21 protein-coding genes are annotated in these 21,320 nt (G+C 36.9%); 12 read left to right on the top strand and 9 right to left on the bottom strand.

All coding sequences use genetic code 11. The features are described 5' to 3' along the window. The first annotated feature begins 25 nt into the window (after positions 1 to 25). The 3 genes from H7355_RS01850 (at position 26) to H7355_RS01840 (ending at position 2,102) form a co-directional block, all read left to right on the top strand. Positions 26 to 328, top strand: a complete 303-nt coding sequence (locus H7355_RS01850) for a hypothetical protein (protein ID WP_186644455.1) — start codon at positions 26 to 28, stop codon at positions 326 to 328. Next, positions 325 to 819, top strand: a complete 495-nt coding sequence (locus H7355_RS01845; protein ID WP_186644453.1) for a hypothetical protein — start codon at positions 325 to 327, stop codon at positions 817 to 819. The genes H7355_RS01850 and H7355_RS01845 overlap by 4 nt, the downstream gene beginning before the upstream one ends. Positions 820 to 902: 83 nt before the next feature. After that, positions 903 to 2,102 carry an aminotransferase class I/II-fold pyridoxal phosphate-dependent enzyme gene (locus H7355_RS01840; RefSeq protein WP_186644451.1) on the top strand — a complete coding sequence of 400 codons (1,200 nt, stop codon included), beginning with the start codon at positions 903 to 905 and terminating at the stop codon, positions 2,100 to 2,102. Between the two features lie 10 nt (positions 2,103 to 2,112). Here H7355_RS01840 and H7355_RS01835 read toward each other — a convergent pair whose 3' ends face one another. Genes H7355_RS01835 through H7355_RS01820 form a run of 4 tightly spaced genes read right to left on the bottom strand, consistent with a single transcriptional unit; the run spans position 2,113 to position 5,128 of the window. Beyond that, complete coding sequence (locus tag H7355_RS01835) at positions 2,113 to 2,814, bottom strand: amino acid ABC transporter permease (protein ID WP_186644444.1); 702 nt, start codon at positions 2,812 to 2,814, stop codon at positions 2,113 to 2,115. Between the two features lies 1 nt (position 2,815). Then, entirely contained in the window at positions 2,816 to 3,529 is a 714-nt protein-coding gene (locus H7355_RS01830; RefSeq protein WP_186644442.1) for an amino acid ABC transporter permease, read from the bottom strand. Between the two features lie 33 nt (positions 3,530 to 3,562). Next, on the bottom strand, positions 3,563 to 4,375 hold the full coding sequence (locus tag H7355_RS01825; RefSeq protein WP_222435636.1) for an ABC transporter substrate-binding protein: 813 nt from the start codon (positions 4,373 to 4,375) through the stop codon (positions 3,563 to 3,565). Between the two features lie 12 nt (positions 4,376 to 4,387). Further along, positions 4,388 to 5,128 carry an amino acid ABC transporter ATP-binding protein gene (locus tag H7355_RS01820; RefSeq protein ID WP_186644440.1) on the bottom strand — a complete coding sequence of 247 codons (741 nt, stop codon included), beginning with the start codon at positions 5,126 to 5,128 and terminating at the stop codon, positions 4,388 to 4,390. Positions 5,129 to 5,195: 67 nt separating this feature from the next. Here H7355_RS01820 and H7355_RS01815 point away from each other — a divergent pair, with 67 nt between their 5' ends. The 3 genes from H7355_RS01815 to H7355_RS01805 all read left to right on the top strand — a co-directional run bounded on the left by H7355_RS01815 (position 5,196) and on the right by H7355_RS01805 (position 8,701). Then, positions 5,196 to 6,578: a DEAD/DEAH box helicase family protein gene (locus H7355_RS01815; RefSeq protein ID WP_186644438.1), complete on the top strand. Its 1,383-nt coding sequence runs from the start codon at positions 5,196 to 5,198 to the stop codon at positions 6,576 to 6,578. Further along, positions 6,547 to 7,770, top strand: a complete 1,224-nt coding sequence (locus H7355_RS01810; protein ID WP_186644436.1) for a DUF790 family protein — start codon at positions 6,547 to 6,549, stop codon at positions 7,768 to 7,770. Before H7355_RS01815 ends, H7355_RS01810 begins: the two co-directional genes overlap by 32 nt. Positions 7,771 to 7,927: 157 nt before the next feature. After that, on the top strand, positions 7,928 to 8,701 hold the full coding sequence (locus H7355_RS01805) for a carbonic anhydrase (RefSeq protein ID WP_186644434.1): 774 nt from the start codon (positions 7,928 to 7,930) through the stop codon (positions 8,699 to 8,701). A gap of 150 nt (positions 8,702 to 8,851) precedes the next feature. Here the strand turns inward: H7355_RS01805 and H7355_RS01800 are convergent, their stop codons facing one another. The 4 genes from H7355_RS01800 to recA form a co-directional block, all read right to left on the bottom strand. Beyond that, positions 8,852 to 9,280, bottom strand: a complete 429-nt coding sequence (locus H7355_RS01800; RefSeq protein ID WP_186644432.1) for a thiol-disulfide oxidoreductase DCC family protein — start codon at positions 9,278 to 9,280, stop codon at positions 8,852 to 8,854. A 287-nt stretch (positions 9,281 to 9,567) separates the two neighbouring features. Next, complete coding sequence (locus H7355_RS01795) at positions 9,568 to 10,305, bottom strand: aminoacetone oxidase family FAD-binding enzyme (RefSeq protein WP_222435635.1); 738 nt, start codon at positions 10,303 to 10,305, stop codon at positions 9,568 to 9,570. Further along, positions 10,257 to 10,604: an NAD(P)/FAD-dependent oxidoreductase gene (locus H7355_RS15880; RefSeq protein ID WP_222435634.1), complete on the bottom strand. Its 348-nt coding sequence runs from the start codon at positions 10,602 to 10,604 to the stop codon at positions 10,257 to 10,259. Before H7355_RS15880 ends, H7355_RS01795 begins: the two co-directional genes overlap by 49 nt. A 38-nt stretch (positions 10,605 to 10,642) precedes the next feature. Then, complete coding sequence (gene recA / locus H7355_RS01790; protein WP_186644430.1) at positions 10,643 to 11,788, bottom strand: recombinase RecA; 1,146 nt, start codon at positions 11,786 to 11,788, stop codon at positions 10,643 to 10,645. A 210-nt stretch (positions 11,789 to 11,998) separates the two neighbouring features. Here recA and H7355_RS01785 point away from each other — a divergent pair, with 210 nt between their 5' ends. The 3 genes from H7355_RS01785 (at position 11,999) to H7355_RS01775 (ending at position 15,991) form a co-directional block, all read left to right on the top strand. After that, the gene (locus H7355_RS01785) at positions 11,999 to 13,177 is read left to right on the top strand and encodes a D-alanine--D-alanine ligase family protein (RefSeq protein WP_186644422.1); all 1,179 of its coding nucleotides are present in this window, start codon (positions 11,999 to 12,001) and stop codon (positions 13,175 to 13,177) included. Between the two features lie 130 nt (positions 13,178 to 13,307). Beyond that, complete coding sequence (gene fusA, locus H7355_RS01780) at positions 13,308 to 15,410, top strand: elongation factor G (protein ID WP_186644420.1); 2,103 nt, start codon at positions 13,308 to 13,310, stop codon at positions 15,408 to 15,410. Between the two features lie 122 nt (positions 15,411 to 15,532). Further along, positions 15,533 to 15,991 (top strand): ferritin-like domain-containing protein, encoded by a 459-nt coding sequence (locus H7355_RS01775; protein ID WP_186644418.1) that lies wholly within the window; start codon positions 15,533 to 15,535, stop codon positions 15,989 to 15,991. On the opposite strand, the gene H7355_RS01770 is transcribed toward H7355_RS01775, so the two are convergent. After that, complete coding sequence (locus tag H7355_RS01770; protein WP_186644416.1) at positions 15,974 to 16,756, bottom strand: helix-turn-helix domain-containing protein; 783 nt, start codon at positions 16,754 to 16,756, stop codon at positions 15,974 to 15,976. The genes H7355_RS01775 and H7355_RS01770 overlap by 18 nt on opposite strands. A gap of 201 nt (positions 16,757 to 16,957) precedes the next feature. Between H7355_RS01770 and kdpA the strand changes: the two genes are divergently transcribed. Genes kdpA through kdpC form a run of 3 tightly spaced genes read left to right on the top strand, consistent with a single transcriptional unit; the run spans position 16,958 to position 21,318 of the window. Next, on the top strand, positions 16,958 to 18,682 hold the full coding sequence (kdpA, locus tag H7355_RS01765; protein ID WP_186644414.1) for a potassium-transporting ATPase subunit KdpA: 1,725 nt from the start codon (positions 16,958 to 16,960) through the stop codon (positions 18,680 to 18,682). A 2-nt stretch (positions 18,683 to 18,684) separates the two neighbouring features. Beyond that, positions 18,685 to 20,715 (top strand): potassium-transporting ATPase subunit KdpB, encoded by a 2,031-nt coding sequence (gene kdpB / locus H7355_RS01760; RefSeq protein ID WP_186644406.1) that lies wholly within the window; start codon positions 18,685 to 18,687, stop codon positions 20,713 to 20,715. A gap of 18 nt (positions 20,716 to 20,733) precedes the next feature. Continuing rightward, positions 20,734 to 21,318: a potassium-transporting ATPase subunit KdpC gene (kdpC, locus tag H7355_RS01755; RefSeq protein ID WP_186644393.1), complete on the top strand. Its 585-nt coding sequence runs from the start codon at positions 20,734 to 20,736 to the stop codon at positions 21,316 to 21,318. The last annotated feature ends 2 nt before the right edge of the window (positions 21,319 to 21,320 follow it).

Here is a 21,320-nt window from a genome sequence, read left to right as displayed (position 1 = left end):
TATAGAAAAACCATAAGAGGTGTTTATGAATAATGTCGTAAATTTATCTCATAAAAAGATCCAGATGCAAAAGAAGAAAGAGCAAGAACAGTTAAATAAGCCAGATGCACTTACTGTTAAACTTTGGCGTTTCTCTATGGAAGTTGATGATTTGATTACAAAAGGGGCAATAGATGATTCCTTACCGCCCGATGAAATTGCGGCAATTCTTGCCCACAGACTTGGAACTCTCATCTCATGTTCCGATAAGTCGGTTGAACTCTCCGAGTTTTGTTGCCATATTATTGAAAGAATGAATTCTAGACGCGAAACAGGTGAACCTGCATGACAACAGATTTATCAATACAGTGGAAACGAGATGATTACGTATCTATTTCTGGAACTATTGATGAACATTCAAATTTTGATGCCTTACTGACTAAAAGAACAGACATACTTTTTATTGATTTAAAAGATATCACTCGAATTAATAGCAGTGGTGTGCGTAAATGGGTGAATGTTATTGAAAAACTTCAAGATGTTGAATTGCATTATATCAACTGTGCTTGTCCCGTTGTTGATCAATTATCAATGGTACCCGAATTCATTGGAAAAAAGTGTACAGTAGAATCATTTGATGCCGAATATGTATGTGAAACATGCAATAATACACAGATTTTCACCTTAGTGGTCGGTTATGACATCGAACCAGGTTTAAAAAGTTATATTGATGGTCCCGAAAAGTTCTGTCCAAAATGCAAAAATAAACTTGAATTTAACCATAATCCCGATAGCTATCTCTTTTTTTTGAGCAAACTATCTAAAAAACGTAAAAAATAACATCCACACTGTTCTTGTCTCACATACTCTCTCAAGCTATACCTAGTAGTTCCAAAAAGTGTATTCTATGTGAGGTCTTATAAATGAAAATAACTGAATTAAACTCCTGGTTACTTACACTTAAGCCATTTGCTTTGACAAAAAATGAAGATATAAAAGAAAAGCTCACCGCTCAGGGTATAGAAGTTTTTGATTTCACATTAGGTGATCCAAAAGAGCCCACACCTCAATTTATTAAACAAGCGCTCATAGAGGGTGTCGCTGACGTCAGTCAATACCCACAAAATCCTGGCTCACCTACATTGCGGAGAGCTTGTGCAGATTGGGCTAAAAAGCGGCTCAATGTTGATTTAAATTATCAAACAGAAATAATTTCTTCCAATGGCAGCAAAGAAGCAGTCTTTCATATACCGCAGTTATTGTTAAATTCTTCATCTATGAGAAGAATTGTCATATTCCCAGAACCAGGCTACCCGGTTTACAAAGCAGGAACTCTGTTGGCAGGTGGTATTCCTTATGAAAATCCTTTGAAAAGAGAAAAGAATTATGTCTTCGATCCCCTTGAAATTCCAACTGAACTTCTTTCGCAAGTGGCAGCAGTATGGTTATGTTACCCTCACAATCCCACTGGAGCTGTGATAAAACGAGGTGAAATGGAAAGAATTTATGAATGGGCTCTCAAAAATGACATTATGATTCTATCCGATGAATGCTATATGGACATGTTCTATGAAGGTAAAGAAGTGCCGATCTCATTTTTAGAAATTGCGAAAGACCAGCAATTTAAAAATGTTCTGTCTTTTTTCTCATTGAGCAAGCGCAGTGGTATGACAGGATATCGTTCTGGCTTTGTTGCTGGACAGGCTGATTTTATTGCTCAATTTGCTAAATATCGTCTCAATGTCGGACTAGGAACTCCAGATTTCGTTCAATCCGCTGCGATTGCAGCTTGGGGAGACACTGAGCATGTATATGAAAGAAACAGAATTTTTGCTGAAAAAAGAAAATGGGTCGATGCATTTATGCAAAAAAATAAGATCAAAGTGCTTCCCAGTAATGCCACATTTTACGTTTGGGGAGAAATACCTGAAAGTTATCAATCGGGGCGTGATTTTATTCATACACTTATGAGCACTACAGGGATTATGGCGACACCCGGAGAAGCATTTGGTAATTCATGTGATCGAAATTTTCGTTTAGCACTTGTTCCGACAGTTGATAAGATTAAACATTGTTTAGAAATTTGGCAGAATAAAATCGATTCTGGAGAGTTTAGGATATAATTTGATTTTTTTAGATCGACTTCCGCCAAGACAAGCTTCTTTCTAACCATCGGCTTAGACTTGTAAATGCAAAACAAATGATAAAATAAATAATTGCTAAAAATATAAATATTTCAGCTGAGTATATTTGAGTGCGATTGTTTATTTGCATGGCAACTTGAGTGATTTCCGACACACCTACAATGTATCCAAGTGATGTGTCTTTAATCAATGACACGAATTGATTTACAAAAGAGGGGATCATATTGCGCAAACCCTGCGGCAAAATGATGTAACGCATACTTTGCCAGTAGGTGAGACCTGTCGACATGGAAGCTTCTGACTGACCTCTTGGAATGCTCGCTATTCCTGCTACAACGATTTGCGAGATATAGCAGGATGTGAAAATACTGAGAGCACAGACCACAGTGGTATTTTCAGGAACCTTTCCTCCTGTTAGAGATGGAAGTATAAAAAACATCCAAAAAATGACCATCAGAAGAGGCATCGCACGAACGGTGTTCACAACAGCTGTAACTGGCAAACTAATCAATTTATTTCTTGAAATACAAAGCAAACCGAGAATGAGGCCACCAAAAATGGATAAAATCACGGAGATAAAAGCTAAAATAAGAGTAAGTGCAAGACCACCTAAAGGACCATGCGGATAGCGTCCAATTAAGAGTTGCAAAAAATTATTAGATATAACTGAGAAATCAAAAATATTATCCATTTTAATGTGTTCCTTTTCCGAGTGGATTAAGAACTTTTCTGTCATACCAGGTCACAAGAATTGTTATAAAAAATGATATACAGACATAAACAAAAGTGGCCGCAAAGAATGCTTCAAAACTTTTAAATGCTTGGCTTTCAATTTGCCGAGCTTGGTAAGTGAGTTCACCGACCCCAATCACCATTGCCATCGATGAGTTTTTTGTTAAGTTCAGGAACTGATTGATGAGTGGTGGAATCGTATGGCGCACGGCTTGTGGCAAAATAATATAATGCATAGAACGTATATATGAAAAACCACTGCTGCGAGAGGCCTCCATTTGCTCTTTTGGAATGGCGGTGATGCCCGAGCGAATATCTTCAGCAATAAAGGCTGAAGTATAAAATGTCAAAGCAATCACTGCCGCTACAAATTCAAAATTATAATTGTTTAAAAAAGCATTCACGGGTTTTGGGAGTATTTGATATGAGCCAAAGTACCAAAAGAAAAGTTGGACTATGAGTGGAGTATTTCTGAAAAATTCTAAGTAACACTGCGCAAACCAACGCACAGGAGAAAAAGCTGACATTCTCATAATGGCAATATTTAGCCCCAAAAAAAATGCCAAGACACAAGATATACTTGATAGCTCAATGGTTGTTTTTAAACCTTCCAATAACCAATCTGCATATTTTCCTTGCAGAACAACGGAAAGGTCAAATTGAGTTGCAGACATTCAATTCTCCTGAGTAGCTCTTATTTAGCAAATTTAGGGAGCGATCTTAAAATCACGAACGAGAGGTACTTGTGATTTAGGACCAAACCAATTGGTAAAAGTTTCTTTTGCTTTACCATTTTTTTCCATTTCCAACAGAGTTTCATTTACAACCTTAAGTAACTCGGGATTTTTTTTATTCACACCAATTCCATATGGTTCTTTAGAAATGTCGAAAGTAGACAATTCAAACTCTTTCTTTTTAGTAGATCTAGATAATATACCTGCAAGAATAGATTCATCTGTTGTGATGGCAAAAACTTTATCTTGTTGCATTGCTAAAAATGCTTGAGGATAGTCATCATAAGAAATTATTTTAGCATTTGGCAGTGCTACAGAAGCATTTTTTTCAGAAGTCGAACCTTTGGTTGTGCCTATTTTTTTATTATCTAGATCTTTTAATTCTTTAACTGTACCTTTTTTAACAATAAACTTTTGTTTAGAAATAAAGTATGGATAACTGAAATCAATTTCTTTTGCTCTTTCAGGTGTGATTGTCATTGTACAGATCAGTAAATCTACATTTTGTTCCGTTAAAAGAGGAATGCGATTAGCTGAAGTCACAGCTTTCAGTTCAACTTTAACTCCTAGTTTTTTTGCAATTTCATTACCGAAATCAATGTCGTAGCCTTTGAGTTTGCGAGATTTTTCATCAACAAAACCAAATGGGTACAATGAATCTTTCACACCGATAACGATTGTTCCTTTTTTCTTAATATCGGCAACATCTGCTTGCGCAGAATTTGTAAAGTTAAGAAATGCGAGGGAAGAAAAAGCAAGTAAAAAAAACCGTCTGTTCATTTTCATATGGAATTCCTTTCATTCGAATTGCATGGGAGTAAGAACTTGTTTTAAGAATTTTTGAGCGCGATCTGATTTTGGATGATTGAAAAAATCTTCAGGTGGAGCCTCTTCAACAATGCTACCTTGATCAATAAAAATAACGCGATCAGCTACTTCGCGCGCAAATCCCATCTCATGAGTTACAACCATCATTGTGATGTCACCCACAGCTAAATCCTTCATCACTTTTAAAACTTCACCGATCATTTCTGGATCGAGTGCTGAAGTTGGTTCATCAAACAACATAATTTTGGGCTGCATAGCAAGCCCACGTGCAATTGCCACACGTTGTTGTTGGCCACCTGAAAGTTGTGAAGGATGAGAAGTTTTTTTATTTTCCATCCCAACTTTTGTTAAAAGTTCCATAGCAAAGTCTTCTGCTTGCTTTTTTGGAATATTTTTAACTTTACGCGGCGCTAAAGTAACATTGTCAAGAACATTTAAGTGGGGATAAAGATTAAACTGTTGAAAAACAAACCCAACTTCGGTACGAAGTTTATTGATATCTGTTTTTGGATCTGAAACTTTGACTCCATCAACAGTAAGGATTCCATCACTAATCGGTTCCAGTGCATTCACTGTACGAATGAGAGTAGATTTTCCTGAGCCAGATGGACCACAGACCACAACAACTTCTCCTTTTTTTACAAGAAGATCAATGTTGTTTAAGACGTGGAGTTTTTTAAACCATTTGTGAACACCTTTAAACTCGATCATATGATCTGCCTTTTTGAAAGATTATTACTTTTATGTATATTAACACATCTTACTAGGAGGATATGTCTTGTTAAAAATTTTTTTTGACAAAGGAACTCTGATTGCTGAACAATGCATTGGTGAATTTAACAAATATTTTAAATTTTTCAAGTGGGACGAACGAATTCAGAAGTATAGAGCATGTGCATATCACTATCGCGAATTGATATTATCATTGCGAGAGAAGAAGATCTCTTATATTGATCATGCAAAAAATTTTTTTCCATGTACATTTATTTTGCAAGAAAAGATTATACCAAGAAGTTATCAAGTGGAAGCTTTGGAAAATTGGCTCCATAACGGTTCTCGCGGAGTTGTTACTTTACCAACCGGAGCTGGGAAAACAATTTTAGCAATTTTAGCTATTGAAAGAATTGGTAGACCAACATTAATTCACGTTCCAACTATTGATCTTATGCATCAGTGGTATCACATTTTAACGCGTTTTTTTAAAATTGAGATTGGATTGTTAGGAGGGGGTTATCACAATTTGCAAACCATAACCGTTTCAACTTATGATTCAGCTCTGTTGCATGTTCCCTATAGGGGAAATGATTTTGGTTTTCTCATATTCGATGAGTGTCATCATTTGCCTGGTGAGCAGTTACAATTTACTGCCATGAGTTCAATTGCTCCTTTTCGTCTCGGCTTAACTGCCACTCCTGAGCGTTCAGACGGCAAAGAAAATATTTTATATGATATCTGCGGCCCCATTTGTTACCAAACTGAAATTCGTGAATTAGAGGGTGTTACATTATCTCCTTATGAGGTCATAACTAAAGAAATTGCATTATCTGAAGAAGAAAAAGTTCTTTATGACGAAAATAGAACAAAATATTTAGATTTTGTTAGAGCAAACAATATTCAATTTTCACAAAAAAATGGGTGGCAGCAATTCTTAAGAATCGCACATAAAAGCCCTTCTGGAAAAGAAGCTTTTCAGGCTTATTTAAAGCAGAAAAAACTATCTCAAGGATCTTCTAATAAGGCCCACACAGTCTGGGAAATAATCAGTAAACATCGAAACGATAGGATCTTAATTTTTACACAGGATAATGAAACGGCCTATAATTTAGGAACAAAATTTTTCTTACCTGTTATCACACATCATACAAAAGTAAAAGAAAGAGAGCATTTTTTAACATCTTTTAAAAGTGGCCAATTTAATATTTTAGTCACTTCCAAAGTTCTTAATGAAGGAGTTGATGTTCCTGATGCAAATGTCGCAATTATTGTCTCAGGCAGTGGCACTGTCAGAGAGCATGTGCAGAGACTTGGTCGAATATTGCGAGCAAAAGAGGGGAAAAAAGCAATTCTTTATGAATTGATTTCCAAAGGTACCGGCGAGTATTTTGTTAATCAAAGAAGGAAACAGCACAGTGCTTACGAAAAAAGAACTGCTTCGTTATAAGAAGAGTAAAGGTAAAATTATTCCCCAATTTATCGATATTAATGATATTGTATTGTATGAATATGCTGAAAATCTTATTAATATATTTTTAAATGCTGTCGATAAAAAAAGAAAAGAAATTGAAGATGAAGTATTGCATTTAAATTCAGCATATGAACTCCCAGTAGAAGTGCAAAAAGGTTTTATAAAACTTTTGTTTGATAAAATTGAATTTAAATCTACACTTGGCGATGAAAATTCTGAATTCAGAAAAAAAATATTTCAAAAATCCTGTGAGTATTTTAATTCATCGAAACCTCTAGATATTGAAGAATATTATGAAAGTATTGCTCATGAAATGCACTTGACAATAGGTGAAATTAAAGAACACTTATATTCCGATCTCCCTGAATTTCATGTGGCAGTTAATTTCAAAGTAATGCCTGTAAGTGAATTTTTAAATTATTATAATTTGTCTCTTGTTCAAGGGTTATTATTTTACAGTGCAGGTATTCATATTAGAATACCTATAAAAGATCACGTTAAATTAGAAATTAGATACTTATTAAAACAAATGCGATTTTTTCAACTCGTTGCTAATATCCAAATTGTAAATGACCATTATGAAATTAGTTTGGACGGACCTCTGTCGCTTTTCGTTCATACACAAAAATATGGTTTTAATTTAGCCTCTTTTTTTCCTTCACTTGTGCTTCTAACAGAATGGGAATTATCTGTATTTGTAGAACTAGGTCACTCAGAGCGTTGTAAAGGAGAGCTTAATATATCACATAAAAATAAATTAATATCACATTATAAAAATTTTAGTGCTTATGTTCCAGAAGAGTTTCAACTTTTTTCAAATCTTTTTACAAAAAAAAATACAGAATGGTCCATTTCTCCTTATTTAGATGAAATATTTTTTGATGGTTCCCATTATTTTTTTCCTGACTTTGAATTTAAGAGACAAGATAAAAAAATATATATTGAATTATTTCACCCTTGGCATAAGAAAGCCTTAAAGCAGAGGATACGCAATTTAGAGAAGAATAATCAGTACAATCTTATACTTGGAGCTGCAAAAGTCCTTCTCAAAGATAAGGAAATACAAGCTTGCATTGATCAATCTCAATATTTTACAAATTTTGGCTTTGTTTTTCGAGAAATGCCAACGGTTTCGCAGGTTTCTGAACTTCTTAAAAAGTTTGAATGAAAACATTAACCTTTCTTAAATCATATCAATTACAAAAAAGTATAAATATTTAACCTTATGAATATGTAGATATATATACGCTTATTAAAGAAAAACTCAAAATAACTCGATCTATCAATTGGTATTGGAATGAAAGTTCTAATATGCAGGAGGATTTATGAGTTTTATGCAAACTATTTTTAAAATAGTTTTATTATTTCTGCTTTTATCTCAAAGCTCTGCTTATTCAAACAGTGATTCGAAGAAGCCGCATTGGGGTTATACAGGAGAAAATGGTGCAGATAATTGGGGTAAACTTGATGAAACTTATAAAATATGTTCTACAGGAATAAATCAATCTCCTATAAATATCCAGATGAAGCAAGCAAAAGAAAATGAATCTTTGCCAAAATTAGATTTCTCTTATTCAGGAATACCTCTTACCGTTTTAAATAATGGCCACACGATTCAAGTGAATTATCCTAAAGGAAGTAAAATAGAAATTGGTCGCAAACAATATGGCTTGCTTCAATTTCATTTTCACACACCGAGTGAGCACGCTTTTGATGGCAAAAGATCAGCAATGGAAGTTCATTTTGTGAATCAAAATGAAGATGGAAGCTTGGCTGTTATTGGAGTTTTAATGAAAAAAGGGAAGAAAAATAATGCCCTCGCATCAATTTTTGATAACATGCCTAAAAAAGAAAGTACATTGACCAATGTTAACAATGTTAATTTTGAAGCAGAAGACGTTATTCCAAAAGGGAGTAAATACTTCACCTACAGTGGTTCATTAACTACGCCTCCCTGCTCGCAAATTGTGACATGGTATGTGCTTAAAGAGCAAATCGAAGTGTCAATTGAACAAATTAAAAGATTCCAAAATATATTCAATATGAATGCTCGTCCAATTCAAGCATTGTCGAATAGAGCAGTTGAACGCAATGATTGAATAAATTTGAAATGCATCATTTTAAAAATTTCAAGAGTGACTGTAAATCGCTCTTGAATTTAATTTGAACTTTATTTTCGGAAAGTTTAAATATGCAATACCTAAATAGTGGAGCAGTTTCTAAATCAAAAGGCTCTGCGACTACTTTTTTTATTGTGTCTTTGTTATATTCTTTGTTATATTCTTTGTTATAAATCTTTTTTGATACATATCTGGAAGAAGTTGACAGCTTTCTCTCTTTCCGAAAAGGTATCTATTTTTGCTAAATATATCGTATATAAGATTGTGAAATATTTTGGGTGTGTATTTAAATAATTTAAATAGACTAAGTGGGAATTTTAAATAATTTGCCAATTCAATAATTGCGTCAAATTGAGTGTATATCATTTCGTTATGATATAAGATAATACTTTTGTTTCCGCCAAAATAAGCTCTTTTTTTTAAAAACTCTTTGCTTAATTCTAAATTGAGATCGGAAAAATAGAAATTTGCTCCATCGCGTTCAAATTTTAAACAGAGCAATGAGAAGCGAGTGCAAAATGCACAGTCTCCATCAATAAAGACAATGATTTTTTTCATAGATCTATTTCTTGAATAAGTTAGGTTAATAGTCTTCAATTCAATCACTTGTTATTAAATCTCTATTCGGCTCCATTTCAAGTAGTAAAAAATCTAGATATTTGACATGCTCTCTGACAAATGAAGCGCGCAAATGATTTGCATCTTTAAAACAATACTTTTATGACTTATTGCTATTTAAATTTTGCAGCATTTTTTTTAATTATTATCAATGAGTTTATTGCTATAATAAAAGAAAAAAATTTTAAAATCTTTAAGTTATTCCTGTTTTTCAAAATATTTCAGTTTTATTGACCAAGTTTTTTAGCAACATCTTGCCCACAAAGCCAAGCACCTGTCCATGCATTTTGAAAATTAAACCCACCAGTAACACCGTCAACATCTGTCGCCTCTCCTGCAAAATAAAGGCCGGGGTGGATTTTGCTTTCCATCGTGCGGAAGTCAATTTCTTCTCGTGCTACACCGCCTGCTGTGACGAATTCATCTTTAAATTCACCTTTACCTTTAACGTTGAGCTCATATTGGGTCATTCTTTGTGCAATTTCTTGCAGTTGTTTTTTTGTAACGTCACCGTAGGTGAGGTCGTCGTTCAGCCCAGATTCCCGTAAAATTGCGTCCCAGAACCGTTTAACGCATGGAAAAGGGTTCTCATTGCTTAGTTTTTTCTTAGGAGAATGAGTTTTGCAGACCTCAAGCAGAGCGAGAGCATCGTGTGGCTTGAGAGATTGTGTCCAGTTCATGATTAAAGTTGCTTTATAACCACTGGCATGCAGTTCTCTTGCTGCAAATGCAGAGAGTTTTAAGATAGCAGGACCACTGAGTCCCCAATGGGTGATAAGACACGGACCTTTTTGGATAAAATCCTGAGCAGATCCTTCCATTTTTAAGGTTGCTGTCACTTCACTAAAACTTATACCTGCTAAATCTTTGAGTAGAGGATTTTTAATTTGAAACGTAAAAAGGGATGGAACAGGTGTTACAAGTTTGTGTCCCATTTTGCCCGCGAGACTGACACCATAGGGCATACTTTGAGCTCGACTCCATGTGCTTGAAACCATTCCACAGTGTCTTTGGGCTGAAATTTGTGAAAGGAGCCAATCAATTCTTTTTGTCCCCTTGGGTAAAAAGAAATAAGCTGTTTGGGCTCATAAAGATTGTGAGTGACGTTGCAGCGCCCTCCTCCAGAAACTTTGACTTTTGTTAAAACTCTTGCTGTAGCTTCGAGTATAAGAACGCGTGCCCCTGGAAAAGCTTCAGCGCATGCAATTGCTCCAAAATATCCTGCTGCGCCGCCACCAATGACAACGAGATCCCATTCTTCCATGCTGATATATACTCCAAATAACCGTATTCTTTTAGCTTTTATTCAGCAGACACCGAAGCGCCTGCGCTGCGCCGGCCTGGCTTAGTTGGAGTGCTTGGTAAAGCTTGGCTTGCTCCTGGCAAAGACTTGATAGAATCTTCGCTGGTTTCATCTGCTGTAGCTGGTGTGCGGATGAGATTGGCCCGAGCGCGCACAGCCGCTTCGATTTTTGCCATGGTTTCGGGATGCTCACGCAAATACTCTTTTGCATTTTCGCGTCCTTGGCCAAGGCGTTCGCCATTATAAGTGAACCATGTTCCGCTCTTTTGAATGATTTCGGCTTCAGGAGCAGAAGCGAGATCGAGAATATCTCCTTCTTTGCTAATGCCTTGACCAAACATAATGTCGAATTCTACTTCTTTAAAAGGAGCTGCTACTTTATTTTTAACAACTTTGACTTTCGTGCGATGACCAATGGTGTCATTGGCATTTTTGATAGCGGCAGCTCTACGCACTTCAAGGCGGACTGAGGAGTAAAACTTGAGAGCCTGTCCACCCGTTGTGGTTTCAGGATTGCCAAAAACAATTCCAATTTTCATACGCACTTGGTTGATAAAAATGACACAGCAATTGGTTTTTGAAATACTTCCTGTCAGCTTGCGCAAAGCTTGGCTCATAAGGCGAGCTTGTAGACCCATATGGCTGTCACCCATTTCTCCCTCAATTTCCGCCTTTGGCGTGAGAGCTGCAACGGAGTCCACAACAATCAGATCCACAGCTCCACTGCGTACTAACATGTCTACAATTTCAAGAGCCTGTTCGCCGTTGTCCGGTTGGGAAACGAGAAGGTCTGAGGTGTTCACCCCAATTTTACGCGCATAGCTGACATCGAGAGCGTGTTCGGCATCGATAAAAGCAGCAATGCCTCCTTTTTTCTGGCATTCCGCAATGGCATGTAAAGTTAAAGTGGTTTTACCGCTGGACTCTGTTCCATAAATTTCAACCACCCGTCCTTTAGGTAAGCCTCCTACGCCCAAAGCAACGTCAAGACTGATAGAACCTGATGGAATAGCTTGAATTTCTTGTGCAATTTTAGAATCGTCGGAAAGACGCATGATTGTGCCTTTGCCGAACTGCTTTTCAACAGATTGGAAAAGTGTTTCTAGAGCTTTAAATTTATTGGTATTTGTATCTGCAGCTGACATGAGAGTCTCCTTTTATTGCAAAGATATGTTGCACGTGGTTAGATAAAGGTATGTGTTCAGAAATCGTGCAACCCATAATCGTATATAGACTCTTCCCAATGGAAGAGCTACCATACATTTGTACTGTCTATTCTTTCATAGCCCTTGTTCAGTTTCAATTCAAGTGAAGCTCGTGTATTTTCCTTTCCGGTCGTTATTGGAGAAAATTAGATGACTCAAAATCAAAAATCTGAAAATACAATTGCTGTTCTATTTGGCGGGCGTTCAAGTGAGCATGAAATATCTCTGCGCTCTGCGGTTTATGTTTTTAAAAATATTCCTGAAAAATATAATATTATTCCCGTTGGGATCAATAAAAATGGAAATTATTTTAGTTTAGAAGGCACCTTTAAAGCTAAGGACTTTTCAAGTATTACTGTTGAAGATCTTGTGGACATTGTTAATGGACAGGCTTTTAAACAAATGCCTGAACGTAAAAATCAAAAATGCGTTTTTCTACCTTATTTACGCGAAGAGATTGAAAAAGATTTTAAATCATTCCCTTACCGCATTCTCAATTTAGAAGCATCCTGTTTTTTTCCTGTTTTGCATGGACAAAACGGGGAGGATGGACGTTTGCAGGGGCTTTTTGAGCTCGCAGAGGTGGCATATGCGGGGTGCGACCTTCGTGCCAGTGCGGTGGGGATTGATAAAGACATAGCCAAACGGCTTGTCCGCGATGCAGGAATATCAATTGCAAAATATGAACGGGTTGACGCTGAAGCGTATTTAAAGAATCCGGATGAAACTATCAAACGGATAGAAAATGCAATAGGTTACCCATGCTTCTTGAAGCCCAACTCTTTGGGATCTGCTGTGGGGACGGGGCGGGCAAAAAGCCGTGAGGATCTAAAAGTTCTTTTAAGAGAAGCGCTTGTTTTCGATCAAAAGATATTGATTGAAGAACCTATGCGAGGCACTGAAGTCGAATGTGCCTTTTTAGGAACCTCAGTCTTTCCAAAAATAACGATCGCAGGGGAAATCATAGCCAAGGATTTCTATTCATATGAAGAAAAGTACTCGAGCACCTCTGAGGCGACGACCCGAATCCCAGCAGATATCAGTGCAGACAGAATGGATGAACTAAAAAATATAGCAAAAAAAGTTGCGCAGGTGACTGGTATATCAGGACTGTGTCGGATCGACTTTTGGAATTGTCAAGATCCCAATCGTTTTGTTTTCAATGAGATAAATACACTTCCTGGCTTAACATCCATAAGTATGTTTCCAAAACTTTGGGAACAAGAAGGTATTGTTGGTACAGTTTGGATAGAAGATGTGATTGGGCAAGCTTATGAGCGGCGCAAATGGGCGGCAAAAAGTCAGTATGGGATAAGAGCCTCAATTTAGAAGCTTCTCCCAACAAAAGCATAAAAAAGGCTATTGAAATTCAATTCAAAATCAGATAGCACAGAGCGTGTTTCCCGTCCTCTGGTTTGGACTGAAGTTTTAACCATTTTTATGTTGAGTTGGATCAAATATGACAATCAAAGACCTCTCCCGCGTTAGAAATATTGGTATTTCTGCTCATATCGACTCTGGAAAGACCACTCTTTCCGAGCGTATTCTTTTTTATACCGGTAAAATTCACAAAATTGAGGAAGTAAAGGGCAAATCTGGCGTTGGCGCGACTATGGATCATATGGATCTTGAGCGTGAAAAAGGCATTACAATTCAGTCTGCGGCTACATTTTGCCAGTGGAAAGATACTTGGATTAACCTTATCGACACCCCCGGCCACGTTGACTTTACAGTTGAAGTTGAGCGCTCTCTACGCGTTTTAGACGGCGCAATCCTTGTGCTTTGTTCTGTTGCTGGTGTTCAGTCACAGTCCATCACAGTTGACCGCCAAATGCGTCGTTACCGTGTTCCACGTATTGCATTTGTAAACAAAATGGACCGCCCTGGTGCAAACCCTTACCGTGTTTGCCAACAATTGCGCGAAAAATTAAATCACAACGCTTGGATGGCACAAATGCCAATCGGCGCTGAAGATCGTTTCCAAGGTGTTGTTGACCTTCTTACTATGAAGGCTTTCTATTTTGATGGTTCTAACGGTGAAAATATCCGTGAAGAAGAAGTTCCAGTAGATATGATCGACGAAGCAAAATCACGCCGCAGTGACCTTATTGGCGCTCTTGCGGACTTCGATGATGCCGTTGCAGAAAAATTCCTATCTGACGAATACGTATCTGCTGAAGAAGCAGCAAAAGCTATGCGTAAAGCTGTTATTAGTCTTCAGTTTACCCCAGTATTCTGTGGTTCAGCGTTTAAAAACAAAGGTGTTCAAGTTCTTCTCGATGCAGTTACTTCTTACTTGCCTGCACCAAATGAAGTTTCTAACGACGCTCTTGACCAGTCAAATAACGAAGAACGTGTTGTTCTCAAGTCAGACCCAGATCTTCCACTTGTTATGCTTGCGTTTAAGCTCGATGAAACACGTTATGGTCAGCTTACATTCATGCGTATTTATCAAGGGACAGTGAAAAAGGGTGAGATGATCACAAACATGTCCTCTGAAAAACGCGTTAAAGTTCCACGCATTGTCCGTCTTCACTCTGATGAAATGGAAGATATTGAAGAGGCATCAGCGGGCGACATCGTTGCTCTCTTTGGTGTTGACTGCGCATCGGGTGACACATTCACAGATGGTAAAATCAACGTAACAATGGCTTCAATGTATGTACCAAATGCGGTTATTACTTTGGCGATTGCTCCAAAGGACAAAGCTGCTCAAACTAACTTCTCGAAAGCTTTGAACAAGTTTACGAAAGAAGACCCAACATTCCGCGTTTCCCGTGACGAAGAATCCGGCGAAACTATCATTGCCGGAATGGGTGAGCTTCACCTTGAAATCTATGTTGAACGTATGAAACGTGAGTTTGGTTGCGAAACTATCGTTGGAAAACCACAAGTTAACTTCCGCGAAGCTCTCACTTCACGTGCAGAAATCAACTACACTCACAAAAAGCAATCCGGTGGTTCTGGACAGTTTGCGCGTATCATTGGTTATATGGAACCTTTGGCAGATGCTGGCGACAAAATCTATGAATTCACAGATGAAACTGTTGGTGGATCCATTCCAAGACAGTTTATCCCAGCATGTGAAAAAGGTTTTGCTGAGCAATTGAAAACAGGACTTCTTATCGGAGCTCAGGTTGTTGGCGTGAAATTGGTTGTTAATGATGGTTTACACCACCCAGTTGACTCGAACGAAATGGCGTTCAAAACATGTGCGATGACCGGTTTCCGTGAGTCCTATATGAGCGCTAAGCCAGTGATTCTTGAACCAATCATGAAAGTTGGTATTGAAGGACCAGAAGAATTCCAAGGAACAATGATGGGTCTTATCAACCAACGTCGTGGTGTTATCATGGGAACTGCTGGAAATGGTGGTTATTGCCAAATCGAAGCTGAAGTTCCACTCACAGAAATGTTTGGTTTTTCAACTGACTTACGTTCAGGAACTCAAGGAAAAGGCGAATTCTCTATGGAATTTGCTAAGTACGCTGCTGTTCCACGCAACGTTCAAGAAGATATGGTTGCTAAATACAAAGCAAAGAGAGCTGCTGAGAACAAATAATTCTCTCTGTCTTTCTAAATTTAAGCCACATGCAATCTAAAATTGTATGTGGCTTTTTTTCTGTGTGATAGAGTGATTAAGTCGCACAAATAGGTATAGTAATCTTTTTGGAGTATAAAGTTATGAAAATCACCGGTGAGTTGGCTATGGGTTTGGCTGCTCTTGTGCAAGTGCATGCGACTATATTGCAGCAATTACGTGTGCATAGAAATACTTGTAAACTGTGGGGGTATCAGAAATTATTTGATAAAATCTCTTCTCATCGAGAGGATGTTTCAGATCACTTAGACTCACTTATTTTAAGAATGCTCAGTGCTGAAATCAATTTTGATTTACAGAATATAAATAAACTCAATATTGGTCAAACTGTCGAAGAGATATTTGTCAGTGATCGTGAAATGGCTGAAAGTTGTAAAGAAGTTGCACTTAAATTATCAAATATTGCGAATCAAAATATCGACGTTCGACAGTTAACTGAAAAGATTGTTCTTTTACAGACAGCGCATATCAATTTTACAGGGCAGCAGCTTGAGCTTGTTCGGCAAATGGGCACTCAATTGTATTTAGCGACACGTTGTTGAACGAGAAACTCTGTATTTTGGTTTTTTTTGTGACCAATTTTTAGATTTCTGTATGTTTATCATATTTTTTTTCAATAGTTCTTTTAATTCATTATTTTCTTGAGATATTTCTGTTAATTTATTTTGAAGTGTAAAAATAGCATATTTAAGTTTATTTATTGAGTAATTATTTTCTCTTATTTCCTGCTGTTTTTTAAATTCTTCTTTTTTGAAAAACTCATTTTGACTAGATAGATTCTCTTCGTGCGCAAACATCTTTTGTTTTATAGACTCAATATCCGCCAATATTTTTTTATCATTCTCTAATTTTTTCTCTTGCTCGAATAACGCGGTGGCACATGACTTAAGGAGAGTTTGATTTTTTTTACTGTGTTTATAGGGAATACGAAGTTGTTTTTTTTCTTGTTCTAAGTTTTCCTGTAACAAATCAATATTTATCTCGCGCATAGAAGGTGATCGAAAAGTATTTTCTGCATTGTGGGTTTGAATAAACTCATAGGCATTACCAAGCATTTGAGCTCTTTGGTGTTGCAAGAGATCGTTTAATCGATAGAACAGTCGATTTCTTGTCTCAATTTTTCTTTTTTCATATGGAAAGACACCTTTACTGGTCAATTGTGACAAACGAGAGCGGTTGACCCCGAGTATTTTTGCGGCTTCTTCAACGCTGATCGTGAAGCTCTCCATGTTTTCTTGATTATTATCGTCTATTAAGTTGATTTTACTTGGGTAAAAGTTTTTATCGCTCAATTGTGTTTCGTTCATTTTAGACTCCGTTCACTGCGCAATTTTAGAGCAGCATATTCTATATTATTATATTAACACGAAGGTTTTAAAAATTCACAATCTATAAGAAGGTCTTATTTCTATTTATTATAATTAAAGTATTCAACTATTGAGAATTTTTTTTTTCAAATGTATAAATCCTCAAATTATTCTTTTAAATAATTTGAGGATTTTTAATTTATGAATGCTCAAGATTTTTTTCTCTTATTCTTCTTTATGATTGTCTTATTTATTCTTTCTTACCCACTGGGTACTTTTATCAAAAAAATTATGCTAGGGGAGAAAACATTTATCCATTTCATTTTTTATCCAATAGAAAAACAAATTTATAAAATTGCAAAAGTTGATGTAGGTGAAAATCAAACCTGGCAGAAATATACATTTGATGTCATTCTATTTAGCATTCTATTATTTTCGATCACATTTTTAATCTTGAAATTCCAACATATTTTGCCACTTAACCCACAAAACTTTCCTGGACTACCAACGGATCTAGCAATCAACACCTCTGTGAGTTTTTTAACAAATACGAATTGGCAAGCCTATTCTGGCGAAACTACAATGAGTTATTTCTCACAGATGGTGGCTTTGACTGCAAATAATTTCTTATCGGCTGCTATAGGATTTGCAGTTTGTATCGCTATTATTCGTGGTCTTAACCAAGAAAAAGCCAATGGTCTAGGTAATTTCTGGGTAGATTTAACTCGTTCGTCTCTTTATGTGCTCCTTCCATTGTCTTTTATTTTTGCAGTATTTTATATTTCCCAAGGTATGATTCAAAATTTTCAAGCATATATCCATATTAAACCATTGGAAGGCGGAGAACAAATTCTGCCTCAAGGTCCGGTCGCTTCGCAAGTTGCGATTAAACTTTTGGGTGTGAATGGTGGTGGTTTTTTCAATGCCAATGCTGCTCATCCCTATGAAAATCCAACCGCTTGGTCGCATTTCTTTCAGATGATTTCTATTTTTTTAGTACCAAGTGCGCTCGTTTTTACTTTTGGAAAAATGACAAAATATATGAAACATGCAGTCACAATATGGCTGAGTATGGCTCTATTATTTTTAGTTTCTGCTTTGCTCATCGCCTATTTTGAATACTTGGGGAATCCAAATTTTATCGATAAACTTGGTTTAGCAAATTCAATCAATATGGAAGGCAAAGAAACACGGTTTGGTATATTTGCCTCATCTCTTTTTTCAAGTGTAACCACTGCAGCTTCCTGTGGTGCGGTTGCAAATTCTCATAGCAGTTTAACTCCGATGGGTGGGATGTTTGCCCTTATTAATATGCTTTTAAATGAAGTTATTTATGGAGGCGTTGGTTCTGGGTTATATGGTATGATTTTATTTATTTTACTTGCAGTGTTTATTGCTGGACTTATGGTCGGTAGAACTCCCGAATATTTAGGGAAAAAGATAGAAGCAATAGAAATAAAAATTGCTATGATTCCTGTTATTGGTGTTTCCACAGTTATTTTACTTTTACTCGCTATCTCTTCGACTTTGCCATTAGGTTACTCTTCTATTGGAAATCCGGGGGCCCACGGATTTAGTGAAATGCTTTATGCTTACACATCTTCCGCACAAAATAATGGCAGTGCATTTGGCTCATTAAACGCCAACACACCGTTTTGGAATTATACGACTTCGTTTGCAATGCTTGCGGGACGTTATTTAAATCTCATACCCCTTCTTGCCATAGCCGGTTTGCTTGCACAGAAAATGAAGAAGCCCATAACCGAAAATACTTTTCAAGTGCATGGTTTCATCTTTTTATTGTTACTGATTGGGACAATACTTATTCTTGGACTTTTAGTTTATTTACCGGCTCTATCAGTCGGGCCAATAATAGAAAATATGCAAATGCTCAATGGAAAATTTCTTGCAATAGGTGGTAAATAAAAATGAAAGGAAATAATGTTTTTGTTTCAAATGAACTTGTTTTTTCAGCAATTAAAGAATCATTTGTCAAATTAAATCCATTTATTCTTTATAAAAATCCTGTGCTTTTTATCGTTGGATTGGGCGCCATTGTCACCACAATTGTTACGGCATATGATTTTGTTGTGAATAACATGAGTACTGTGAATTTTTCACTGCAAATATCTATCTGGCTTTGGTTTACTGTGATCTTTGCAAATTTTGCTGAAGCGTTGGCTGAAGGTAGAGGGAAGGCACAAGCAGAAAATTTAAAAAAAACCAGAAGGGACACTCAAGCAAAGCGCCTCAATAAGCAAAGTAATGAATATGAAATTGTATCTGCCTCGAATTTATTAAAAGATGACAGAGTTGTCGTTGTTGCGGGTGAAGTGATACCTGCCGATGGCACTGTTGTCGAAGGAATGGCCTCAATTGATGAATCAGCAATAACAGGTGAATCTGCCCCTGTTATACGCGAGTCTGGAGGGGATCGTTCTGCTGTGACTGGGGGTACGGTGGTGCTTTCCGATCGTATCGTCATCCAAGTTACAGCAGAGCCTGGTAAATCGTTTCTAGATAAAATGATTTCCCTCGTTGAAGGAGCAGAACGGAAGAAAACTCCTAACGAAATTGCGTTAAATATTCTTTTATTTGGCTTAACAGCTGTTTTTCTATTGGCAGTTGTGACCTTAAAACCATTCACTCTTTATCAAAACTTAAATATTTCTGTTGTGGTGTTGGTTGCCCTCCTTGTTTGTTTGATTCCCACCACAATTGGGGGGCTCTTATCAGCTATCGGAATTGCTGGAATGGACAGGGTTTTGCAGAGAAATGTACTCGCAATGTCCGGTAGAGCTGTCGAAGCTGCGGGAGATATCGACGTTTTATTGCTCGATAAGACGGGCACCATAACCGTAGGGAATCGAATGGCCAGTGAGTTTTTCTCCTCTGAAGGAGTCTCTGTCGATGAGCTTGCCCTTGCAGCACTGATCGCTTCGACATTTGATGACACTCCAGAAGGACGCTCCATTGTTAAATTAGCAAATGAGTTGCGGATCCACTATGTGAGAGAAAAAAACTCTACACCGATCCCATTTTCTGCAGAAACGCGGATGAGTGGGATAGATACAGTAAGTGAGAGCTATCGCAAAGGAGCATTGGAAGCGATTTCAGCTTGGGTGCGATCACTTGGTGGTGATGTGCCTAAGTCTGTGCATGAGCATTTTGTAAAAATTTCTAAAATGGGTGGAACTCCTTTAGCTGTAGCAAAGGGTTCAAAAATTTTAGGAGTTATATATTTAAAAGATATCGTGAAGCCAGGTATTCATGCACGTTTTGCCCGTATAAGGGCAATGGGGATACGCACTGTCATGATTACCGGAGATAATAAATTAACCGCCGCAGCCATTGCGCAAGAAGCGGGTGTCGATGATTTTCTTTCGGAAGCAAAACCTGAAGACAAATTGATGTTGATAAAAACTTTAAAAAAGGAAGGGCGGATGGTCGCGATGACAGGTGATGGGACCAATGATGCACCTGCACTTGCCCAAGCGGATGTAGGTCTTTCTATGAATACCGGTACGCAAGCTGCGCGTGAGGCTGGGAATATGATCGACCTCGACTCAGATCCAACAAAAGTTATTGAAATCGTCGAAATTGGTAAACAGCTATTGATCACAAGAGGTGCTTTAACCACATTTAGTATTGCCAATGATGTCGCAAAATATTTTGCTATTTTACCTGCTATGTTTTTAGATGTTTTCCCAGATTTTGCCAAATTTAATATTATGCATTTAGAAAGTCCAAATAGTGCCATACTGTCTGCAATTATATTTAATGCTTTAATAATAATTATTCTTATCCCGCTTGCATTGAAAGGGGTAAAATATAGGCCTAGAAATGCATTGAGTTTGTTAAGTTATAATTTATTTGTTTTTGGGGTAGGTGGGGTTATTGTTCCTTTTATAGGCATTAAAATTGTAGATATGATAATAAACAGTTTAAATATTATTTGAAGATATGAAGGATTATTTATGGGGCGTTCAATATATAGATGCATTGTTTTAACAGGACTTCTATTTATTATTTTAGGGGGAGTTTATCCTTTATTTGTAACTTTAGCCGGGAATATTTTTTTTCCTACTGAGAGAAATGGTGGGATTATTTATAAGGACAATATAGCAGTTGGGGCAAAATTAATTGGACAAAATTTTTCATCAGCAAAATATTTTCATGGTCGACCTTCAGCTGCGGGGGAAAAAGGGTATGATGGTTTAAGCTCATCTCCCTCAAATTTAGCTAGTACAAATATAAAATTATATGAAAATATAAAAAGCGAGATACAAAAAACTTTAAAAGAGAATCCAGAGATTAAAATTTCCGATATCCCAAATGATCTTGTCAGTTCATCTGGAAGTGGACTTGATCCACACATTTCATTACAAGCGGCTTTATTGCAAGTTCCACGGGTTGCGCAAGCTAGAAAAATGAGTGAAGATAAACTCAAGACCTTAATAAATTCTTTGCTTGAAAAACCTGCATTAGGTTTTATTGGCGAAGAAAATGTAAATGTGCTCCTGTTAAATATTCGCGTTGATGAAGTTAAAAACGAAGAATAAAA

Origin of the sequence: Fluviispira vulneris, from assembly GCF_014281055.1 — a bacterium.
Classification (GTDB): domain Bacteria; phylum Bdellovibrionota_B; class Oligoflexia; order Silvanigrellales; family Silvanigrellaceae; genus Silvanigrella; species Silvanigrella vulneris.
The sequence above is the reverse complement of the archived record's forward strand: the minus strand, read 5'-3'. Positions and strand labels throughout refer to the sequence as shown.